Origin of the sequence: Vibrio sp. J1-1 (assembly GCF_021728395.1) — a bacterium.
GTDB lineage: Bacteria > Pseudomonadota > Gammaproteobacteria > Enterobacterales > Vibrionaceae > Vibrio.
In genome coordinates this window covers 1-17798 of sequence record NZ_JAKKCM010000009.1, presented here as the reverse complement: position 1 = coordinate 17798, position 17798 = coordinate 1, and the positions used below count along the sequence as shown (strand labels likewise).

The 17798-nt window shown below is 45.3% G+C and carries 15 protein-coding genes; 7 read left to right on the top strand and 8 right to left on the bottom strand.

The window, feature by feature from the left end; genetic code table 11:
* Positions 1-9 precede the first annotated feature (9 nt).
* The 3 genes from L3V31_RS15065 to L3V31_RS15055 form a co-directional block, all read right to left on the bottom strand.
* Positions 10-990 (bottom strand): efflux RND transporter periplasmic adaptor subunit, encoded by a 981-nt coding sequence (locus L3V31_RS15065; RefSeq protein ID WP_237317018.1) that lies wholly within the window; start codon positions 988-990, stop codon positions 10-12.
* 3 nt (positions 991-993) lie between these two features.
* Positions 994-2409 carry a TolC family protein gene (locus tag L3V31_RS15060; RefSeq protein WP_237317016.1) on the bottom strand — a complete coding sequence of 472 codons (1416 nt, stop codon included), beginning with the start codon at positions 2407-2409 and terminating at the stop codon, positions 994-996.
* A gap of 132 nt (positions 2410-2541) precedes the next feature.
* Positions 2542-2769 (bottom strand): hypothetical protein, encoded by a 228-nt coding sequence (locus L3V31_RS15055; RefSeq protein WP_237317014.1) that lies wholly within the window; start codon positions 2767-2769, stop codon positions 2542-2544.
* Between the two features lie 478 nt (positions 2770-3247).
* Here L3V31_RS15055 and L3V31_RS15050 point away from each other — a divergent pair, with 478 nt between their 5' ends.
* Both L3V31_RS15050 and L3V31_RS15045 read left to right on the top strand, forming a co-directional pair.
* Positions 3248-4867, top strand: a complete 1620-nt coding sequence (locus tag L3V31_RS15050) for a sensor histidine kinase (protein WP_237317012.1) — start codon at positions 3248-3250, stop codon at positions 4865-4867.
* Positions 4864-5550, top strand: coding sequence for a response regulator (locus L3V31_RS15045; RefSeq protein WP_237317010.1), 687 nt, complete (start codon positions 4864-4866; stop codon positions 5548-5550). The genes L3V31_RS15050 and L3V31_RS15045 overlap by 4 nt, the downstream gene beginning before the upstream one ends.
* Before the next feature lie 86 nt (positions 5551-5636).
* On the opposite strand, the gene L3V31_RS15040 is transcribed toward L3V31_RS15045, so the two are convergent.
* On the bottom strand, positions 5637-7772 hold the full coding sequence (locus L3V31_RS15040; RefSeq protein WP_237317008.1) for a TonB-dependent siderophore receptor: 2136 nt from the start codon (positions 7770-7772) through the stop codon (positions 5637-5639).
* 124 nt (positions 7773-7896) lie between these two features.
* Positions 7897-8817: an AraC family transcriptional regulator gene (locus L3V31_RS15035; protein ID WP_237317007.1), complete on the bottom strand. Its 921-nt coding sequence runs from the start codon at positions 8815-8817 to the stop codon at positions 7897-7899.
* Positions 8818-9346: 529 nt separating this feature from the next.
* Here L3V31_RS15035 and zwf point away from each other — a divergent pair.
* From zwf to gnd, 3 genes are read left to right on the top strand one after another with little or no spacing between them, the layout of a single operon-like run.
* On the top strand, positions 9347-10849 hold the full coding sequence (gene zwf / locus L3V31_RS15030; protein ID WP_237317005.1) for a glucose-6-phosphate dehydrogenase: 1503 nt from the start codon (positions 9347-9349) through the stop codon (positions 10847-10849).
* Positions 10846-11562, top strand: a complete 717-nt coding sequence (gene pgl, locus L3V31_RS15025; RefSeq protein WP_237317003.1) for a 6-phosphogluconolactonase — start codon at positions 10846-10848, stop codon at positions 11560-11562. Before zwf ends, pgl begins: the two co-directional genes overlap by 4 nt.
* A 39-nt stretch (positions 11563-11601) precedes the next feature.
* Positions 11602-13050, top strand: coding sequence for a decarboxylating NADP(+)-dependent phosphogluconate dehydrogenase (gnd, locus tag L3V31_RS15020; RefSeq protein ID WP_237317001.1), 1449 nt, complete (start codon positions 11602-11604; stop codon positions 13048-13050).
* Between the two features lie 82 nt (positions 13051-13132).
* Here the strand turns inward: gnd and L3V31_RS15015 are convergent, their stop codons facing one another.
* Positions 13133-13336: a hypothetical protein gene (locus L3V31_RS15015; RefSeq protein ID WP_237316998.1), complete on the bottom strand. Its 204-nt coding sequence runs from the start codon at positions 13334-13336 to the stop codon at positions 13133-13135.
* Between the two features lie 490 nt (positions 13337-13826).
* Here L3V31_RS15015 and L3V31_RS15010 point away from each other — a divergent pair, with 490 nt between their 5' ends.
* Positions 13827-13967: a hypothetical protein gene (locus tag L3V31_RS15010; protein ID WP_237317284.1), complete on the top strand. Its 141-nt coding sequence runs from the start codon at positions 13827-13829 to the stop codon at positions 13965-13967.
* Positions 13968-14045: 78 nt separating this feature from the next.
* On the opposite strand, the gene L3V31_RS15005 is transcribed toward L3V31_RS15010, so the two are convergent.
* On the bottom strand, positions 14046-15803 hold the full coding sequence (locus tag L3V31_RS15005; protein ID WP_237316996.1) for a sigma-54-dependent Fis family transcriptional regulator: 1758 nt from the start codon (positions 15801-15803) through the stop codon (positions 14046-14048).
* A 258-nt stretch (positions 15804-16061) separates the two neighbouring features.
* On the opposite strand from L3V31_RS15005, the gene L3V31_RS15000 reads away from it, so the two are divergent.
* The gene (locus L3V31_RS15000) at positions 16062-17582 is read left to right on the top strand and encodes an aldehyde dehydrogenase family protein (protein ID WP_237316994.1); all 1521 of its coding nucleotides are present in this window, start codon (positions 16062-16064) and stop codon (positions 17580-17582) included.
* Between the two features lie 89 nt (positions 17583-17671).
* Here the strand turns inward: L3V31_RS15000 and L3V31_RS14995 are convergent.
* Positions 17672-17798: IS3 family transposase (locus L3V31_RS14995; protein WP_237317272.1), on the bottom strand; the 127-nt coding region annotated here is incomplete at its 5' end.

Below are 17798 nucleotides of genomic sequence, written 5' to 3'. Positions count from 1 at the left end.
TGTATTCATTCAGAGTTCAACCACAACACTCATGCCCATGCGCAAATTAGGCTCTTGCTGAACTGGTCTCGCTTCGACTTCGAAAGTACGTAAATCAAATCCTTGAGCAGAGTCTGTTGCGCGCCACGTGGCGAAGTCACCCATTACCGCAACATGCGTCACTTTAAATTCTACTTTCTTATCCAAAGCGGGTAAGTAGGCAAGAAACGTTGAGTCTTCGCTGAAGTACTGCAAAAGATCTTCACGTACATTAAGCGTTGCCCACGCGTCTTGCGTATCTATAACCGTAACGACAGGAAACCCTTGTGGTGCAAGCTCGCCACTTTGCAGTAGAACTTGAGAAACTTCGCCTTTAAACCAGCTGTGAATTTGCGTGTCTTTCGCGTAAGCTTCCACCTCAGCAACCGCACCAGACGCCATGCGCGCTTTTTCTGCCGCAGCGACTTTGGTTTCACTGCGTGCACCTTCCTTCGCCATTTCGTACATTTGGAAAGCCGCACTTTCTGTGTATTTAGCTGCCTGCCATTGCGTTAACGCTTCATCACGTTTTTGCTCAGCAACGACCCCGTCTTTGTACAGATTATTGACTCGGTTATACGTCTTCTCCATTAGATTCGCCGCAGCTTGAGCTTTTAACCATTGATCTTTTGCCGCTTGGATTTGCTGTTCGCGAGCCCCTTTTTCTGCTTCTTGCGCCAGGGCATCTGCCGCTTTTTCTCCCGCTTTGGCTTGTTCTAATTTTGCTGCTATTTCTGGGCTATGAAGCGTGAAAATAAGCTGGCCTTTTTCTACGTCATCCCCTTTACGTACCATAACTTGATCAATACGGCCGGGCACCTTTGAAGAAATACTGTACTGCTGCGCTTCGATCATACCTTGTAGGCGAATGGGTTTTGGCTGATACGCCTGATAAAACTGAAAACCAACCCATGAGGCAACACCTAAAGCACACAGTGATAATAAAACGGGTTTTAATGATTTTGCTGCCATGGTTTATCTAATCTCTTGATAAGTTGAAACAGGGGTATAGGCGGTGTTTTGATAATGTTGGAAACTGTCAATTTCGCTACTTAATGCCAGTAACTTGGTCAAAGAGATAAGATAGCGGAATCTTGCTGCCGAACGTTGAGTTTCTATATTGGCGACATAGAGCTGTGCATCAACCACATCGAGAGAAGAAGACAGGCCTTGGGTAAACGCTTTTTCCCGTAGAAGCAGATTTTCGTTTGCAAGCGCGATACTCGATTCCAGCCCTTGCACTTCATCAATCGCTTGCTGTGCTTCCAGATAGGTTTTCTGAACCAACAGCGATAAGTCTTGTTTCGCCTGAGACTTTAACGCATCAACTCGCGAAACCATGCTTTGAGCGGCTTTGGTTTTTTCACTTCGGCCTGTGGATTCAATCAATGGGACACTTACACCAACGCCGACTAACCAATCTGGCTTGAGTTGGCTGGCAAGGGAATCGTCTTCGTATAAGGTGTAATCACCGTATAAATAGACTTCCGGATAATACTTTCCTTGTTCCGCTTTAATTAAACTTCGTGCTTGTTTGTCTTTAGCATCGAGCAGATCTAAGCCCGGGTAGGTAAGTAACGTTTGATCAATAAATGCAGTTAGCGGTGGGAGGTTTTGGTTAATGAATAAGGTCTCGGCTGGCTCAACAGACTGTTCCTGTGTGAGTAGTTTGCCCAGCGCCGCCTCGGCAATGGTTAGATCACTTACTGCTTTGCGCGTTTCTACCGAAGCTTTGTCGAGTGAGGCTTCCGCTTGCAAACGTTCCACACGAGCGATTTGTCCTTGTTCTTCCAGCTTAATCGCGAAATCCCGGTGTTTTCTCAAGCCTTGTTCTACCGCCTGACGCGTGGCGAGAACTTCTTTTGCGAGCACGACAGAAAAATAGTATTTCGATAGATCTTCAAATCGAGCTTGTTGTTCCATCGCCAGTTGGCTTTTCGCTTCGTCGGTTTTTCCTTCTGCCGCGGTCTGTGCGGCTGAGATACGACCGCCCGTAAATATAGGCCAGATTGCGCGAATAGAAGAGGAAAAAATGTCACGCTCGGTAATGGTCGAAGTGGTGTTTGCTAACGAGCCTAATAGGTTTTGAAAGACTGGAGGAACCACAAGTTCTGCCCCTGTGCTGTCAAAGATCTGTTTTCCGGATAGGGTCACGTCAGTATCCAAACGCGTATAGTTTGCACCGAGAGAAATTTGTGGCAGATTAAGATTGCCTGTTGCTTCCTCTTGATACTGATAACTTTCCACATTAGAACGTTGCGCTTTCAGAGAGTAGTTGTTTTCTAACAGCATTTGCCATGCACTGTCTAACGTTATAGGAGTGGAATGACAGGGAATGGAAATAGAGCTACTGATGAGAGCAAGTACCCAAAACTTTCCAGTTTGTTTCATAGTGGCTGCTTTGTTGTAGAGTATTAGCTCTAATATAGAGGAATAATGGTTTGTTGTTAAGTGGTTGAAACGAGAAAGTCGGGCTACAAAGACGTCCGGTTAATGCTTATCGCCAGACGCCTTAGCACAACTTTATTTTTGGTAAGGGCAGTGGAACTCGGCTCTCCACTCTAAATGGCGAGAGCCACAAATTGTATTCAATAGATCCTTACCACTCATTTGAGGGAATGACAGCAGAACTTTAAGTTCTGAAGCGCTACCTTCATTTTTTTCGTAAGCACGAACATGCGTGAAAGTTGAAGACATATTTTCTGACAGCATCGCCTTATTAAGACAAATTCCAAAGTTATCACGTTCCATTATTTAGTGTTCCTTCTAACTATAAATACACCTCTGTTTATCGTTTTTTAGTTATCAGAGGGTGTCCTAACTATTTGTCATATCGCAGTATTTCTTTTAATAATTTTTTTCGAATTTACTGACAATTATGTTGAGCTCTTTATAGACTTCCGGTTTCACTGCTTTATTAGTGAGAGGCTCTGTTCGGCCTTCCTGACTAAAAATTATACGCTTTAAAGTAGGGCGTCGCTTTAAAAATCGCCTAAATTGATGTGATCAAAGTCATGTTTTAGAGTGAGTACAATGTGTGCTGTTTGGTATAAAGTGGTTGACCATTTTGGGGTGAGTGATTGCCCTCAACTCTTTTATGTCGACCATTATTTGACCACAAACTTTGCTGTTTGTTTGTGTTGTTCACAGATTTGCTATCTGAGAACAGTCTGACTGTTAACTCAATGTTAACTTATGTGGCTTGGAAGGTGTTGATGAGGAGTGAATAGTGAGTTGGAGCACCATTAGCTTTCGTAAACGAATGCTCATTATTATGACACTTTCTGGTCTCATTGAGTTGCTGCTGCTTGTCGCTGCAGGGGTCACGTACCTAAAAGTAAACCAAGAGCAAGAAATGGGTGAGAAAGCACTCGGTGTCGCCCAATTTTTAGCAAACTCCGAGATCGTGCGTGAAATCATTGAGAGTGATGATCCAGAGCCTTATCAAGATCGTTTTCGCGAGCTGACTCAAGCTATCGGTGCGGCATTTATTGTCATTGGCGACCGTCAAGGGATACGTGTGATCCACCCTATTGATGAGCGGGTAGGGAAGCCAATGAAAGGTGGTGATAACCAACGAGCGCTTGACGAGGGCAAGTCATATATATCTACGGCAAAAGGTTCATTAGGTTACTCGATTCGAGGCAAAGCCGCGATAATTGATGATGAAGGCCAAGTAATTGGGGTCGTGTCGGTAGGTTATTTGCTCGAGCGGTTACAAGATCGCATCGAGCCTTTCTTAACTTTCTTAATCCTGATGGTAATTATCGTGGTTATCGCAAATGCCGTGGTTTCTAACTATGCCTCAAGAAAGTTTCAACGTGCCATTCTGGGTTTTGAACCTGAAGAAATTGGCCGTTTGTATGGTGAACTCGAAGTCACAATGGGAACCATAAAAGAAGGGATTTTAAGCATTGACTCTCAAGGCATCCTGCGTTCGATAAACCGCAGCGCGTGTCAGATATTAGGGATAGATAGAGAAACGGCACTTAATAAACCGTTAACAGACACATTACGTGATAGTGATTTATATACCGTGCTTGAAACGGGTCAAGAAGATCACGACATTGAAATTTACCTCAATCACAAACGCTTAATTGCCAATCGCTCCCCAATATACGTTGACGGAAAAGTGGTAGGTGCGGTATCCAGTTTTCGATTACGTGACGAAATCAGTGAGCTAACAGAGCAGTTATCTCAGACCAAGGAATACTCGGAACTGTTACGTTCGCAAACGCATGAGCACAGAAATAAGCTCAACACCATTAGCGGGCTTGTCCAGATGGGGGAGCTTGACGCCGTGCAAAAACTGATAGGGCAAGAAACCGCGCATTATCAAGCGATGATCGAGTTTTTACGCGACACAATAAAAGACCCTCTGATTGCTGGTATGTTATTGGGAAAAACAGAGCGTGCTCGTGAGCTCGGTTTAAATCTCGTTGTGGAAGAAGGCAGCCGGCTAGAGCCACTCCCTGAATGGTTGAACGCAGAGGATATGGTGACCATTTTGGGTAACTTAATTGACAACGCTTTTGATGCAACATTATCGGCGATTTGTGACGAATCTACGGTCGCAATTGAACGCCGAGATATTGAGGTATCGCTGAGTGACTACGGTAACGAAGTGATCATGGAAGTCAGCGATCAGGGGTGTGGGCTGCCAGACAACATTGAACCACAAACACTTTTCAAAAAGGGCATTTCAACAAAAGCGCTCCATAATCGGGGTGTGGGGTTGCACTTGGTCAATCAACTCGCCACACGCTATCACGGTCATGTTGAGATGCTGCCGAATACGCAATATGGAACGAGAATAACCGTGTATTTGCCTAAGGAAGAACAAATATGAAGACGGCGACGCGTGTAATGATCATCGAAGATGATCTCGCTATTGCAGAACTCCACCACAAATACCTAAGCCAATTGCCTGGCTTAGAGGTGGTGGGCATAGCGACAACGCGAATGGAAGCAGAAATGCAACTGGAGATACTCAAACCCGATTTATTGCTGATGGATGTTTACCTTCCAGATGGGACGGGGCTGGAGATCCTCAACACGTTGCGAGCTAAAAATCAAACTTGCGACGTGATTTTGATTACCGCTGCAAGAGACGTCGATACACTGCAAACAGCTATGCGTGGTGGTGTCGTCGACTATCTGCTAAAACCGATCATGTTTCCGAGGTTAGAAGTAGCACTGAAAAAGTACCTTTCGCAGCGTGAGCGATTTGATGTCGCAGGTAGCCTGGATCAGAATCTGGTCGATAAGATGTTTCAATCGAACAGTATTGCTGACACAGGAGCAAAGCGTCTGCCGAAAGGGATTGATAGTGTAACACTGGATAAAATCCGAGACCTGTTCCCGGGCGGAGAAATGCTCACTGCGGATGAGGCCGGAGAAAAGATCGGAGCGAGCCGAACCACTGCAAGACGATATTTGGAATACTTAATTAGCTCTGGTGAATTAGAAGCGGATTTAAGTTATGGCACGGTCGGACGCCCTGAACGCTGCTATAAGAAAGTGACAAGGTAACTTTATCAGACCAGTTAGAGCTCTGAAAACGGTGGCGTTGAAGGCCACCGTTTTTTGTTACTTTCAGTCGAAACATTGTCGGCTAATTAAAAGTTATACTCTAACTTCGCTTCGACAGAGCGTTCTGCGCCAAACCAGCAGTTACTTTTGTCATAGCAAGAGTAGTACTCTTTATCAAACAGATTCGATGCTGATAGTGTGACCGATGCACCCTCGAGTGATTTGGATACGGAAGAAAAGTCATAGCTTGCCGATGCATCGACCAATGTATAGTCAGGGACTTTTTCACTATTCTGTGCATCCATTTTCGACTCACCTACGTAACGAACTCCTGCGCTGGTTTGAAGCCCAGTCAGTACGCCTTCAAAGTAGTAGTTCGCCCACAACGATGCCATTTGTTCCGGAACCCAGACCGGACTTTTACCTTCTTGGTTGTAATAGCTGTCTTCAGTGATCTCCATGTCAATGTAGGTGTAATTAAGCGTCAAGTCTGCTTGTGGCGTTGCCTGCCATTTTGTTTCTAACTCTGCACCTTGGGAGACCACTTCGCCTGCCTGATAATTTGGCGCGTAAGGGTTATTCGGATCGGTCAAGATAGTGTTTTTCTTGGTGATATGAAATAGTGCTAAGTTGCCTGAGACATTACTTTCCCAGGGCGCGTATTTAAAGCCAAGTTCCCACTGATGCCCCGTTGATGGCTCAAATGCGTTGCCATTTGCATCGGCTCCAGCAATAGGTTCGAAACTTTCGGAGTAGGTGAGATAAGGTGATACACCGAAATCCAGTTCGTATAATCCGCCAACACGGAACGAAACATTGGTGTCATCCAGCTCTTCTTTACTGTTGGATACCGAGCCAAGGTAGTCACTGACGGTATCGGTGTCTGACTCGTATTTATCCCAACGTAGGCCCGCAATCATCACCAGTTTGTCGTAGCGTACTTGGTTCTGGAAATAGACACCGATCTGTTTGGTTTTGATATCAAGATCTTGTTGATATTGGAAATTAAGAGAGTTTTTATCAATTTGGTTGTGGTCTGGATTAAAAATGTCCTGTGCCAGCGAGTAATCGAGCGTGTCTTTATATCTCACATCAGATTCTAGGTATTGATAGTCTAATCCAAGCAGTAGGTTGTGCTCCCAATTACCTGTTTTGATAAAACCAGACAATTGGTTGTCGATAACAAATGACATTGATTCTTCGTCTGTGAGGTAAGCGTTACGCCCAATGGTACGGTTGTCATCAGCTAGGGCACTGTTATAGGTATTTTCTTGGTAGGCGTCTGCATTCATGTAGCGGGCGTTTTGCAAAAATTGCCAGTTACGATTGAAATCATGTTGAATTTTGTATCCCACCATCAGCACTTCACGCTCATATGTGTTCCAGTTCTCATCGCCTAAATACGTATTCGGAGACATTGAACCCAACGGATTATTTGACGCAGAACCCGATGCTGGAACGGTGGTATAGATGCCAGCCGACGGATCATTTTGGTAATACACATTCACGTTTACAAGCGTATCTTCCGTCGCTTGCCAATTAACTGAAGGTGCAAATACATAACGTTCATCCTCTGAAGTATCAGCCTGTCCGTCGCGTTGTTTCGCCAGACCAACTAGGCGGTAATCCAGGTTAGAATCGCCCAACTGACCAGTTGTATCGACATTCAACTCTTTCAGATGATTCGAACCAGTGCTGATGGCGATTTTATTCGCAGGTTCTGATTGTGGTGTTTTAGCAATGATATTCACCATGCCACCTGGTGGGATGTTTCCGTACAGTACTGATGTAGGTCCTTTGAACACCTCTATCTGCTCTAAGGCAACCGCATCAATTTGTGGCTGAAGATTCCAGCCGTTGTACAGCAGTGGCAGGCCATCATAAAAGTTGGTGTAGTTGATGAAACCACGAATATTAAACAGATCGAGACGGGAGACGGCACCACCGCGTAATTCCGTATTTACGCCCGAAGCATAGCGTAACGCCTCACCCACGGTACTGACACCACGTAAATCCATCTCTTCTTTAGTTAGAACAGTAATCGCCTGGGGCGTTTCTTCTGGATCGAGCGCCGATTTTGTTGCTGTGTTTCGATAGGTTTCACCAAGTACAGTGATGGTTTCGTATTGAGATTGGTCTTCATCGGCAATGACTGACCCTGAGACAAATGCAGAAACAACGGCAGCAAGTACTGAGCGTTGAAATCTAACGGAGCTTTTCATATGAGTTCCACTACTTAGTTATTATTTGATAATGATTGCTATTTGTATTTTATAGAGTGGGGAATGCGAAAAGTTAACAATTTGGTGCAAATATAGCTTTGAAGATACAAGTTTTAGGGCGGATTCATTTTGAGCTTATCGATTTTACCGGGAGCCAGTATTGCATCTGAGCATTCTCACTCTCGGGTTGATAATCTTGAGGATAAATTTCCAGCTCGTAACCGTCGAGACTACGATAGTTAGAGTTGGGCAGCCAATGTAGGATAAACCATTCCAGAGTCTCAGCTAGTTTGGAGATTCTGCCAGAGTGGGTGATGACCGCGTAGCTTTGTTGCGGAACCAACAACGTTTCCAGTTGAGTGAGAGCATCATTACTGGATGTCGATGATGCTTCTGTTTCTAATTGGTAACCCGCCCAATACTCAAGTTGAGAGTTACCTGCATGAGCGTTGGCTACATCGATGACACCTAGATAAGCGCGTTGATCTAGGCTCTTCTCAATAGACCCAAGTCTTGTCCAGAGTCTCGGCACTGTCGATTGAAAATCGGGCTCGGAGGAGAATAAACCATTGATGGGATGGTGAACGCCTTTGAGGCTAAACGCCGGTTTTGTTTCAATTTTGACGTCAGCGAAACGCGCACTTAACTTTGAAGCCTCAGATACCGGCAGCAAGACGAAAGGTTGCCTTACGCCATACAATTGCCGCTTCTGGCGATATTCCCTTGGACTCAGCGAAAACATTTGTTTGAAAGCTCGGCTGAAGGCATTTTCCGATGTAAAGCCGAGTTCAATTGCTATATCCAGTGAGCGTTCGGCACTGTTTATCAGTCGTTCGGCTGCAAAGCTTAACTTTAGTTCTCTAACGTAATGAGCTACCGACATGCCAGTATGTTGCTGAAACACACGTTGTAGCTGCCAGCGTGACCAACAGCTTTGTTGCGAGATGTTGTCGACATTGAGCGGTAACTCCAGATTATTATGTATGTAATCAAGCACATTCTGAATGCGATTAATGGGGTGCGTACGGGGTGTGCCAGAGTTCATTACGTTCTCGTTGAGTGTAGACATGTACGTTATTATCTCTCATTGAGAATGATTATCAATAATGTTGAATGAAAATTACCTGTGTTAGGCATATTGTTATTATTGGTTTGATTACTAAATGAATGTTTTTCATTCAATGTAGAGTTTTAACTCAAATTGTAAGCAGATCTGAATTAAGTTTTTTTATATATAAAATACAATAAGTTAATTGTTTTTCTGCAACTTATTTAAACGTTTGCACTGGCAAGTGTTGATGTAAATCAAATTGTCGTAGACAATACTGCACCGTGTCGGACTCTCCTTGACCTATGTAACGGGAGGGCTCCTTGACCTAAATGACCTCAACAAGTCGTGCTTTGATGTGGTTAATGAGCATGACTTATTGAGGTTCTTTGGGCCTAAGTAGACTTGCCTATCAACGTAATAGGTAAGAGCAATTTTCTATTTTGAAGTGCCGTTGATAGGATAGGCTCATTCTTTTAGCCATATCCTGGCACACAATAAGTACCTCGTTTTTAAGGGAAAGATGATGGTAATACCAGAAAACAGCAGCATCGTGATTTTTGGTGCTTCAGGCGACCTTACATACCGTAAGTTAATTCCTGCTTTATACCACCTTTATGCGAATAAGCAGCTTCCAGATAACTTTACGATTCTGGGCGTAAGTCGAACTGAATACAGTGATGAATCTTATCGTGAGAAGCTGAAGAAATCGCTTCAGGAGATGGAAAAAACAGAGCCAGAAACGCTTAATGCATTTATTAACCATCTGCACTACCAAGCAATCAATACCTCTGACACCCAAGATTACGGCAAGTTGGTGACTCGTTTAGATCAGCTAGCCGACGAATACCAGCTAGAGCAGCGTAATACGCTTTTCTATCTAGCGACCCCTCCAAGCTTATACAGCGTGATCCCGGCAAGTCTTGCAGCGCACGGACTGAACAACGAAGAAGATGGTTGGAAACGTCTGATCATTGAAAAGCCTTTCGGTTACGATCTTGAATCTGCGCGCAAACTGGACCAAGAAATCCACGAGCATTTCCAAGAGCACCAGATCTACCGTATTGACCACTACTTGGGTAAAGAAACGGTTCAAAACCTGTTGGTGTTCCGTTTCTCAAACGCGATGTTTGAACCGCTATGGAACCGTAACTTCATTGATTACGTTGAAATCACAGGTGCGGAGTTCCTTGGTGTAGAAGAGCGTGGCGGTTACTACGATAACTCTGGCGCAGTACGCGACATGTTCCAAAACCACCTACTTCAAGTATTGGCAATGGTTGGCATGGAGCCACCAGCGCAAATCAACGCGGATTCAATGCGTGATGAAGTGGTTAAGGTTCTTCAGTGTCTGAAACCATTGGACGAACAAGCGCTACGCAGCGACCTAGTGTTAGGTCAGTACACGGCTTCTGACGTTCGTGGTCAACACCTACCAGGTTACCGTGAAGAAAGCGGTGTGGCGGATGACTCCCGTACCGAGACTTACATCGGCCTGAAAGCCTACATCAACAACTGGCGCTGGAACGGTGTGCCTTTCTACGTACGTACAGGTAAACGCCTGCCGACACGCGTAACAGAAGTGGTTATCCACTTTAAAGCAACACCACACCCAGTGTTTGGCCAAAATGCACCAGAAAACAAACTGATCATCCGAATTCAGCCAGACGAAGGCATCCAGATGAGCTTTGGTTTGAAAGAACCAGGTGCAGGTTTTAAAGCCAAAGAAGTGAAGATGAACTTCCACTACACTTCTCTAGAAGAAACGCAAATGCTGACCGCTTACGAGCGTCTGCTGCTTGACTCACTAAACGGCGACGCGACACTATTCGCACGTAGCGATGCGGTTGAAGCGTGCTGGCAGTACGTGCAACCAATTCTGGACTTCAAGCAAGATCCACAATCGCTGTTTGGTTACGCGTGTGGTACTTGGGGACCAAAAGAAGCAGACGATTTGCTGCAACGCGACAACCGCGCATGGCGTTTCCCTTGTAAAAACTTAACAGATACGGACTACTGCGAACTATGATCAACCATAAGATCTTCAACACAGCACAGCAGGTTGTGGAAAGCTTAGCCAACGACATGAAAGCGCTGAGCGAACAAGGGCGACCTGTTCATATCTCACTATCTGGTGGTAGCACACCAAAAATGTTGTTTAAGCTTCTAGCAAGCGCCGCGTACGCAGAGTCAATTCAATGGCAAAACCTTCACTTTTGGTGGGGTGACGAGCGCTGTGTCGCACCAGATGATGCAGAGAGCAACTACGGCGAAGCAAACGCATTGCTGTTCAGCCAAGTGAACATTCCAGCGGAAAACATCCACCGCATTCTTGGTGAAAACGACCCACAGGGCGAAGCAGAACGTTTTGCAAAAGAGATGGCCGACGTTATCCCATGTGAAAACGGCACTCCAGTATTTGACTGGATTCTGCTAGGCGTTGGTGCGGATGGTCACACGGCTTCTTTGTTCCCAGGTCAGACTAACTACGCAGACGAGAACTTATCTCTGGTTGCATCTCATCCAGAGTCTGGTCAACTTCGTGTGTCTAAAACCGCGAAAGTGCTCGAAGCAGCAAAACGAATCAGCTACCTAGTGCTAGGCTCAGGTAAAGTTGAAATCGTTCACGAAATTCACACCACTCCGGCAAGCGAGCTGCCTTACCCAGCAGCAAAAATCCAGTCTAAAGCTGGTGAAACGGAGTGGTACTTAGATTTAGATGCAGCGGCGAAAATCGTCTAGTACGGTCGCTCGTCCATTAGAGAAAATTGGAGAGAAATAATGAAAGGTGATATCGGTGTAATTGGCCTAGCAGTAATGGGCCAGAACCTTATCCTAAACATGAACGACCACGGCTTTAAAGTTGTGGCTCACAACCGTACGGCTGCAAAAGTAGACGAGTTCCTAGAAGGCCCTGCAAAAGGCACGAACATCGTTGGCGCATACTCTCTTGAAGAGCTAGTAGAAAAGCTAGAGACGCCACGTAAAGTGATGCTAATGGTTCGCGCGGGTGACGTGGTAGACAAGTTCATCGACGCTCTAGTGCCTCTACTAGACAAAGGCGACATCATCATCGACGGTGGTAACACGAACTACCCAGATACAAACCGTCGCGTTGCAGCACTACGTGAGAAAGGCATCCACTTCATCGGTACTGGTGTGTCTGGTGGTGAAGAAGGTGCACGTTTTGGTCCATCTATCATGCCTGGCGGCGCAGCTGAAGCTTGGGAAGCGGTTAAGCCTATCTTCCAAGGTATCTCAGCAAAAACTGACGCGGGCGAGCCTTGTTGTGATTGGGTTGGTAACGACGGTGCAGGTCACTTCGTTAAGATGGTTCACAACGGCATCGAATACGGCGACATGCAGCTGATCACGGAAGCTTACCAGTTCATGAAAGACGGCCTTGGTATGTCTGCAGACGAGATGCAAGCAGTATTCGCTGACTGGAACAAAACTGAGCTAGACAGCTACCTAGTTGAAATCACGGCTGACATCCTTGGCTACAAAGATGAAGACGGTGAAGCACTAGTAGAGAAGATCCTAGACACTGCTGGCCAAAAAGGTACTGGTAAATGGACTGGTATCAACGCGCTAGACCTAGGCATTCCTCTAACGCTAATCTCTGAATCTGTATTCTCTCGTTGTCTGTCTGCACTGAAAGAGCAACGTGTTGAAGCGGAAAAACTGTTCGGTAAAACAATCACTCCAGTTGAAGGCGACAAGCAAGAATGGGTTGATGCACTGCGTCAAGCTCTTCTAGCGTCTAAGATCATCTCTTACGCTCAAGGCTTTATGCTGATGCGCGAAGCGTCTAACGAGAACGGCTGGGACCTAAACTACGGTAACGTTGCGCTAATGTGGCGTGGTGGTTGTATCATCCGCTCTGCATTCCTAGGCAACATCCGTGATGCGTACGAAGCGAACCCAGATCTAGCATTCCTAGGTTCTGATGATTACTTCAAAGGCATCCTACAAAACAGCATAGTCGCATGGCGTAAAGTAGCAGCTAAGTCTCTAGAAGCAGGTATCCCAATGCCATGTACGACTTCTGCGCTTACTTTCCTAGACGGTTACACAACAGCACGTCTGCCGGCTAACCTACTTCAAGCTCAACGTGACTACTTCGGTGCTCACACTTATGAGCGTATCGATCGTGAGCGTGGTGAATTCTTCCACACTAACTGGACAGGTACAGGCGGCAACACAGCGTCAACAACTTACGACGTTTAATACGTTTTAAGTACACCGACACAATCTAAATGGATGCCCAAGTGGCATCCATTTTGTGTTGGAAAAACCAAGGGCAGAGTTTTCAGGCACTTTTGCCTTTGGAGTGAGTTTTAGGGTGTGCAATCTTGTCTTTCAAGTAGAGGATTGCGCTGACGATAAGAGCCGCGGCGGAAACGGTAAAGAGCGCGTACATGCTCAGAATCCAGGCAAACGTGGCGGTCAGAAACGCAATAAAAGAAAACATTCTGCTGAATGACATTACATGACCTAGCTTGTTACTTTTCATAACGCCTCCCAAAGTTTAAAGGGGAGAGACAATAGTGATGTCTCACTTCATAATGATTGTCTCCATTTCTTTGGTTTGGCGCCTAAAAAACAGCTAAATATTTCTCAAAAAAGGTGGAATGTTGAACCTGTAGACAAAATTTGTGCTGATCTGAGGACGAACTCAGGCCAAAACTACACCACATTGTTTGCTACGTCTCATCCTTTTCGCGTTAGCGCGAAGATGTATTTTTTCTTTTTGGGACAATAGGTTGTTTTTAGAAACGTAATAAAAACTGTTCTTGCGTAACGTCTCACAGGGGCGTTTATGCTGAAAAGAGTATTAGGTAAGCCCTTGAACTACGCCTGAAATATCCTCGTAAATGGAGGATGTCCAACTTTTAGAAACACCTTATCTTCGATATCAACAATAAGTCACCAGAGGAAACCGTTTTCACTGGCACGATTTATTTTGAGTTATAAGGCGGTAAATACAATTAATTGAGGTTCTAATGATGACTCTTAACAAGTACTTTGTTTTCAACCCTGCGAAGTTGAAGCAGGATATACAAAAGAACACGGAAGTGGTATCTGAAAAGGAAACTCAACGTCAGGCATTGGTCAAACAGGCACAACAAGCTGGTGGATTGTAACGCCAGACTATAAAAGGAAGAGCGCCCATCGCGGGTGCTCTTCTAAACGCCTTCATAACCACCAATAACGATGATTGTTTATTTAATCATTCCCATACTCTTCAGCTTCCGATAAATCGTATTCCGGCTCACACCAAGCATACGAGATGTCTTACTAATGTTACCTTGATTGGCTTGGTAAGTTTTCACAAGTTTTTCTTCTACTGTCGCTCGCATATCCGTGCTGGGTTCTGCACTTGCGCTTTCTTGTTTGTGACTGAGCTTTTTGGATAGATGAGTTGGGACATGAGCAAGCTCTAACATCGCTTCACCTTGTGCCATTAGCGCAGAAACTTTGATGAGGCTATCGAGTTCTCGCAGGTTGCCCGGCCACGAATAAGAGAGCAACAGAGATAACAGGTGAGGGCATAATTGTTGATTTGGTTCGGCATGACGACGGTGAAGACTCTCGATCAGCTTCTGCTTATCGTCTCGTTCTTCCAAACGAGGTAGTTCGATGATTAACCCGTTCAGGCGGTAATATAAGTCTTGTCGGAACTCGCCTTGTTCAACCAATGCTTCGAGATCTTTATGGGTTGCTGCAATAATTTGTAAATCCACCTGGACGCTTTGATTGGAACCAACAGGAAGTACGGTTTTGTCTTGCAGAACATGCAACAGACGGCTTTGTGCAGCAAGGGGGAGGTCAGCAATCTCATCGAGAAATAGAGTGCCTTTATGCGCTTGACGGATCTTACCCTGATAGCCTTTGCTGTTTGCTCCGGTAAAGGCGCCCGCTACATAGCCAAACAGTTCAGACTCAATGAGGTCTTTCGGCAAGGCACCACAGTTGACTGCTACTAGTGGGCCGCCTTTTCTCTGGCTATTTTTATGCAGAGCCTTTACAAACTCGTTTTTACCCACACCTGTTTCGCCCAATATCAGCAAGCTAATGTCTTTGTCGATGACTCGGTTCGCTTGTTGCCAACAGTGTTCAACTTTAGAGTCGCCATAATGAAGATCATTAGAGGCAGTGATGGATCGGGACTGGATTTTTGTTTTTGAGAGCGGTTCCGTTCTGAATACGATAGGTTGGTCTGAACTCTGATGAGCTAAAATTTCTTCTAATGATTGACCTACCACCGTGCTGCGATCGAGTAACTGCGATGCGACTTGGTTATGTGCCAAAATTTCACCTGCTTCGTTGGCGATAATAATGCCTTGCCAGCCGCTGTTTAATAGATTTTTATCGCACGCTAAATCGACTCTAATATGACCACTTGGGATCTGATTTAACATCTGGTTTTCGACCAGCTGAACCATATTCTGCACTAACACTTGAGTGGACAGATCATGCTTTTCCTGCTCACTCGTAATGTCCAAGACCCCTAGGAGCCTGCCTAGGTGGTCGAATATAGGATTCGCAGAGCAACTGATGAAACGATGTTGCTGAATAAAGTGTTGATCGCCAATTACCGAGACTGGTTTGGCCTCAATCAGTGCAGTGCCGATGGCGTTAGTTCCTTTGAGTTTTTCTTGCCAACATGCTCCTGAACTAAGCGCGATTTCTGTAAGTTTCTCTCTAAACCTTGGCTTACCCCAGCTGCCAATAATCACCCCATCCGCATCAGTCAGAATCAATCGACTATTACTGTGAGCATACATTTGGTTAAACAGGGGAAGCGCAAATTGTTTTACTGCATCCAGCAGAAAATTCAATTGGTGACGTCTGTCCTTAAGTGTCGCCGAGTTGACACGGACATCTTCTGGTAGTCGACGCTGTTTTAAACCCGCTTGCTCGCTTCTGAGCCAAGAGGTCGAGAGCCAGTTGTTATCGGTAATATGTTGAAGTTCCATGACTGTACCATTTTGTCACAGTGAGCATGTGCCATTTTGCAACACTTGAACACTGGTGTTCACACCATACATCTATTCAAACAACACTCACTTAAATTGTTATCGCTTGGTAATCATAGTGTTACATTTAATTAGCAACAAGTCTGTCTTACTTGGCCTGTGACTTGCGTATTACTCTTTGTTAACAGTGACCTATGACACTGTCAAAAAAACAAAGTGTTTCAAACACTAACTGAACGAGAAACAAAAGGAAGAGTTATGATTTACGCACAGCCAGGTAGTGAAAATGCCATCGTGAACTTCAAGTCACATTATGACAACTTTATCGGTGGAGAGTGGGTGAAACCGGTAGGTGGAGAGTACTTCGACAATATTTCGCCAGTCAACGGAAAGCCTTATTGTAAAGTTGCTCGCTCAGGTGAAGCAGATATCAATTTAGCATTGGATGCAGCACACAACATCAGAGAAAAGTGGGCGAAAACCAGCGCTGCAGAGCGTTCTAATCTTCTTTTAAAAATTGCAGATCGTCTTGAACAGCACGTTGAAGAGCTAGCGTTGGTGGAGACATGGGAAAACGGTAAACCGATCCGTGAAACACTGGCAGCAGACATTCCACTTGTTGTCGACCATTTCCGTTACTTTGCAGGTTGTATTCGAGCTCAGGAAGGCAGCGCCGCTGAAATTGATGAGACAACAGCCGCGTACCACTTTCCAGAACCAATTGGTGTGGTAGGTCAGATTATTCCTTGGAACTTCCCAATCTTGATGGCGGCGTGGAAAATAGCACCGGCACTTGCTGCGGGTTGTTGTGTGGTGCTCAAACCTGCAGAGCAAACGCCAACGTCTATTTTGGTTCTGATGGAAAAAATTGCTGATTTGCTTCCTCCGGGTGTTATCAACGTCGTTAACGGCTATGGTTCAGAGGCGGGACAGGCACTGGCAACCAGTAATCGCATTGCTAAACTGGCATTTACAGGTTCAACGCAAGTGGGTAACCACATTCTAAAATGTGCAGCCGATAACCTGATCCCTTCAACCGTCGAGTTGGGTGGTAAATCACCGAACATCTACTTCCCAGATGTGTTTGATCACGAGGACGAATTTGTCGATAAGTGTATCGAGGGTACGCTTTTGGGCTTCTTTAACCAAGGTGAAGTGTGTACCTGTCCATCGCGTGTGTTGGTTCACGAGTCAGTCTATGACAAGTTTGTCGCTAAAGTGGCTGAACGAGCGAAGTTAATTAAGCAAGGCAACCCGTTAGATACTGAGACCCAGGTTGGCGCGCAAGCGTCGCAAGAGCAATTCGATAAGATTTTGAGCTACTTGGAAATCGGTCGTCAAGAGGGGGCGCGAGTCGTCTTTGGTGGTGATGCTGCGAAACAAGAGGGTGATCTTGAGCAAGGCTACTACATTCAACCAACACTATTGGAAGGCCACAACAAGATGCGCGTTTTCCAAGAAGAGATCTTTGGCCCTGTTATTGCTATAACGACTTTCAAAGACGAAGCAGAAGCGCTTGCGATTGCCAATGACACTGAGTACGGCTTAGGTGCTGGTGTTTGGACGCGCGATCAAAACCTCGCATATCGCATGGGTCGTAACATTGAAGCAGGCCGTGTTTGGATTAACTGTTACCATGCGTATCCAGCTCACGCTGCGTTCGGTGGTTATAAGAAATCTGGTATTGGACGTGAAACGCACAAAATGATGTTAGGTCATTACCAAAATACGAAGAACCTTCTGATCAGTTACAGTGTCGATCCGCTAGGGTTCTTCTAATCTGGTTACCCCGCGGTCACTAAGAAAAAGCAGTATTAAACCAAGCCCCGTAAAGATATGAAGTGACCCCATAAAGTTGGACATTTCTGTTAAGCGGCTTGTAAGGCCTGATTTCGATATTCAATCGGAGTCAGGCCTTTTAGTTTTGCCTTGATCCGTTTGGTGTTGTAATACTCGATGTATTCTTCAATTTTCTCTATAAGATCATTCGCGTCT

Coding starts and splice junctions, on each gene's coding strand:
- L3V31_RS15065 (WP_237317018.1), bottom strand. CDS start 990: ATGGCAGCAAAATCATTAAAACCCGTTTTATTATCACTGTGTGCTTTA.
- L3V31_RS15060 (WP_237317016.1), bottom strand. CDS start 2,409: ATGAAACAAACTGGAAAGTTTTGGGTACTTGCTCTCATCAGTAGCTCT.
- L3V31_RS15055 (WP_237317014.1), bottom strand. CDS start 2,769: ATGGAACGTGATAACTTTGGAATTTGTCTTAATAAGGCGATGCTGTCA.
- L3V31_RS15045 (WP_237317010.1), top strand. CDS start 4,864: ATGAAGACGGCGACGCGTGTAATGATCATCGAAGATGATCTCGCTATT.
- L3V31_RS15040 (WP_237317008.1), bottom strand. CDS start 7,772: ATGAAAAGCTCCGTTAGATTTCAACGCTCAGTACTTGCTGCCGTTGTT.
- L3V31_RS15035 (WP_237317007.1), bottom strand. CDS start 8,817: ATGAACTCTGGCACACCCCGTACGCACCCCATTAATCGCATTCAGAAT.
- zwf (WP_237317005.1), top strand. CDS start 9,347: ATGGTAATACCAGAAAACAGCAGCATCGTGATTTTTGGTGCTTCAGGC.
- pgl (WP_237317003.1), top strand. CDS start 10,846: ATGATCAACCATAAGATCTTCAACACAGCACAGCAGGTTGTGGAAAGC.
- gnd (WP_237317001.1), top strand. CDS start 11,602: ATGAAAGGTGATATCGGTGTAATTGGCCTAGCAGTAATGGGCCAGAAC.
- L3V31_RS15015 (WP_237316998.1), bottom strand. CDS start 13,336: ATGAAAAGTAACAAGCTAGGTCATGTAATGTCATTCAGCAGAATGTTT.
- L3V31_RS15010 (WP_237317284.1), top strand. CDS start 13,827: ATGATGACTCTTAACAAGTACTTTGTTTTCAACCCTGCGAAGTTGAAG.
- L3V31_RS15005 (WP_237316996.1), bottom strand. CDS start 15,803: ATGGAACTTCAACATATTACCGATAACAACTGGCTCTCGACCTCTTGG.
- L3V31_RS15000 (WP_237316994.1), top strand. CDS start 16,062: ATGATTTACGCACAGCCAGGTAGTGAAAATGCCATCGTGAACTTCAAG.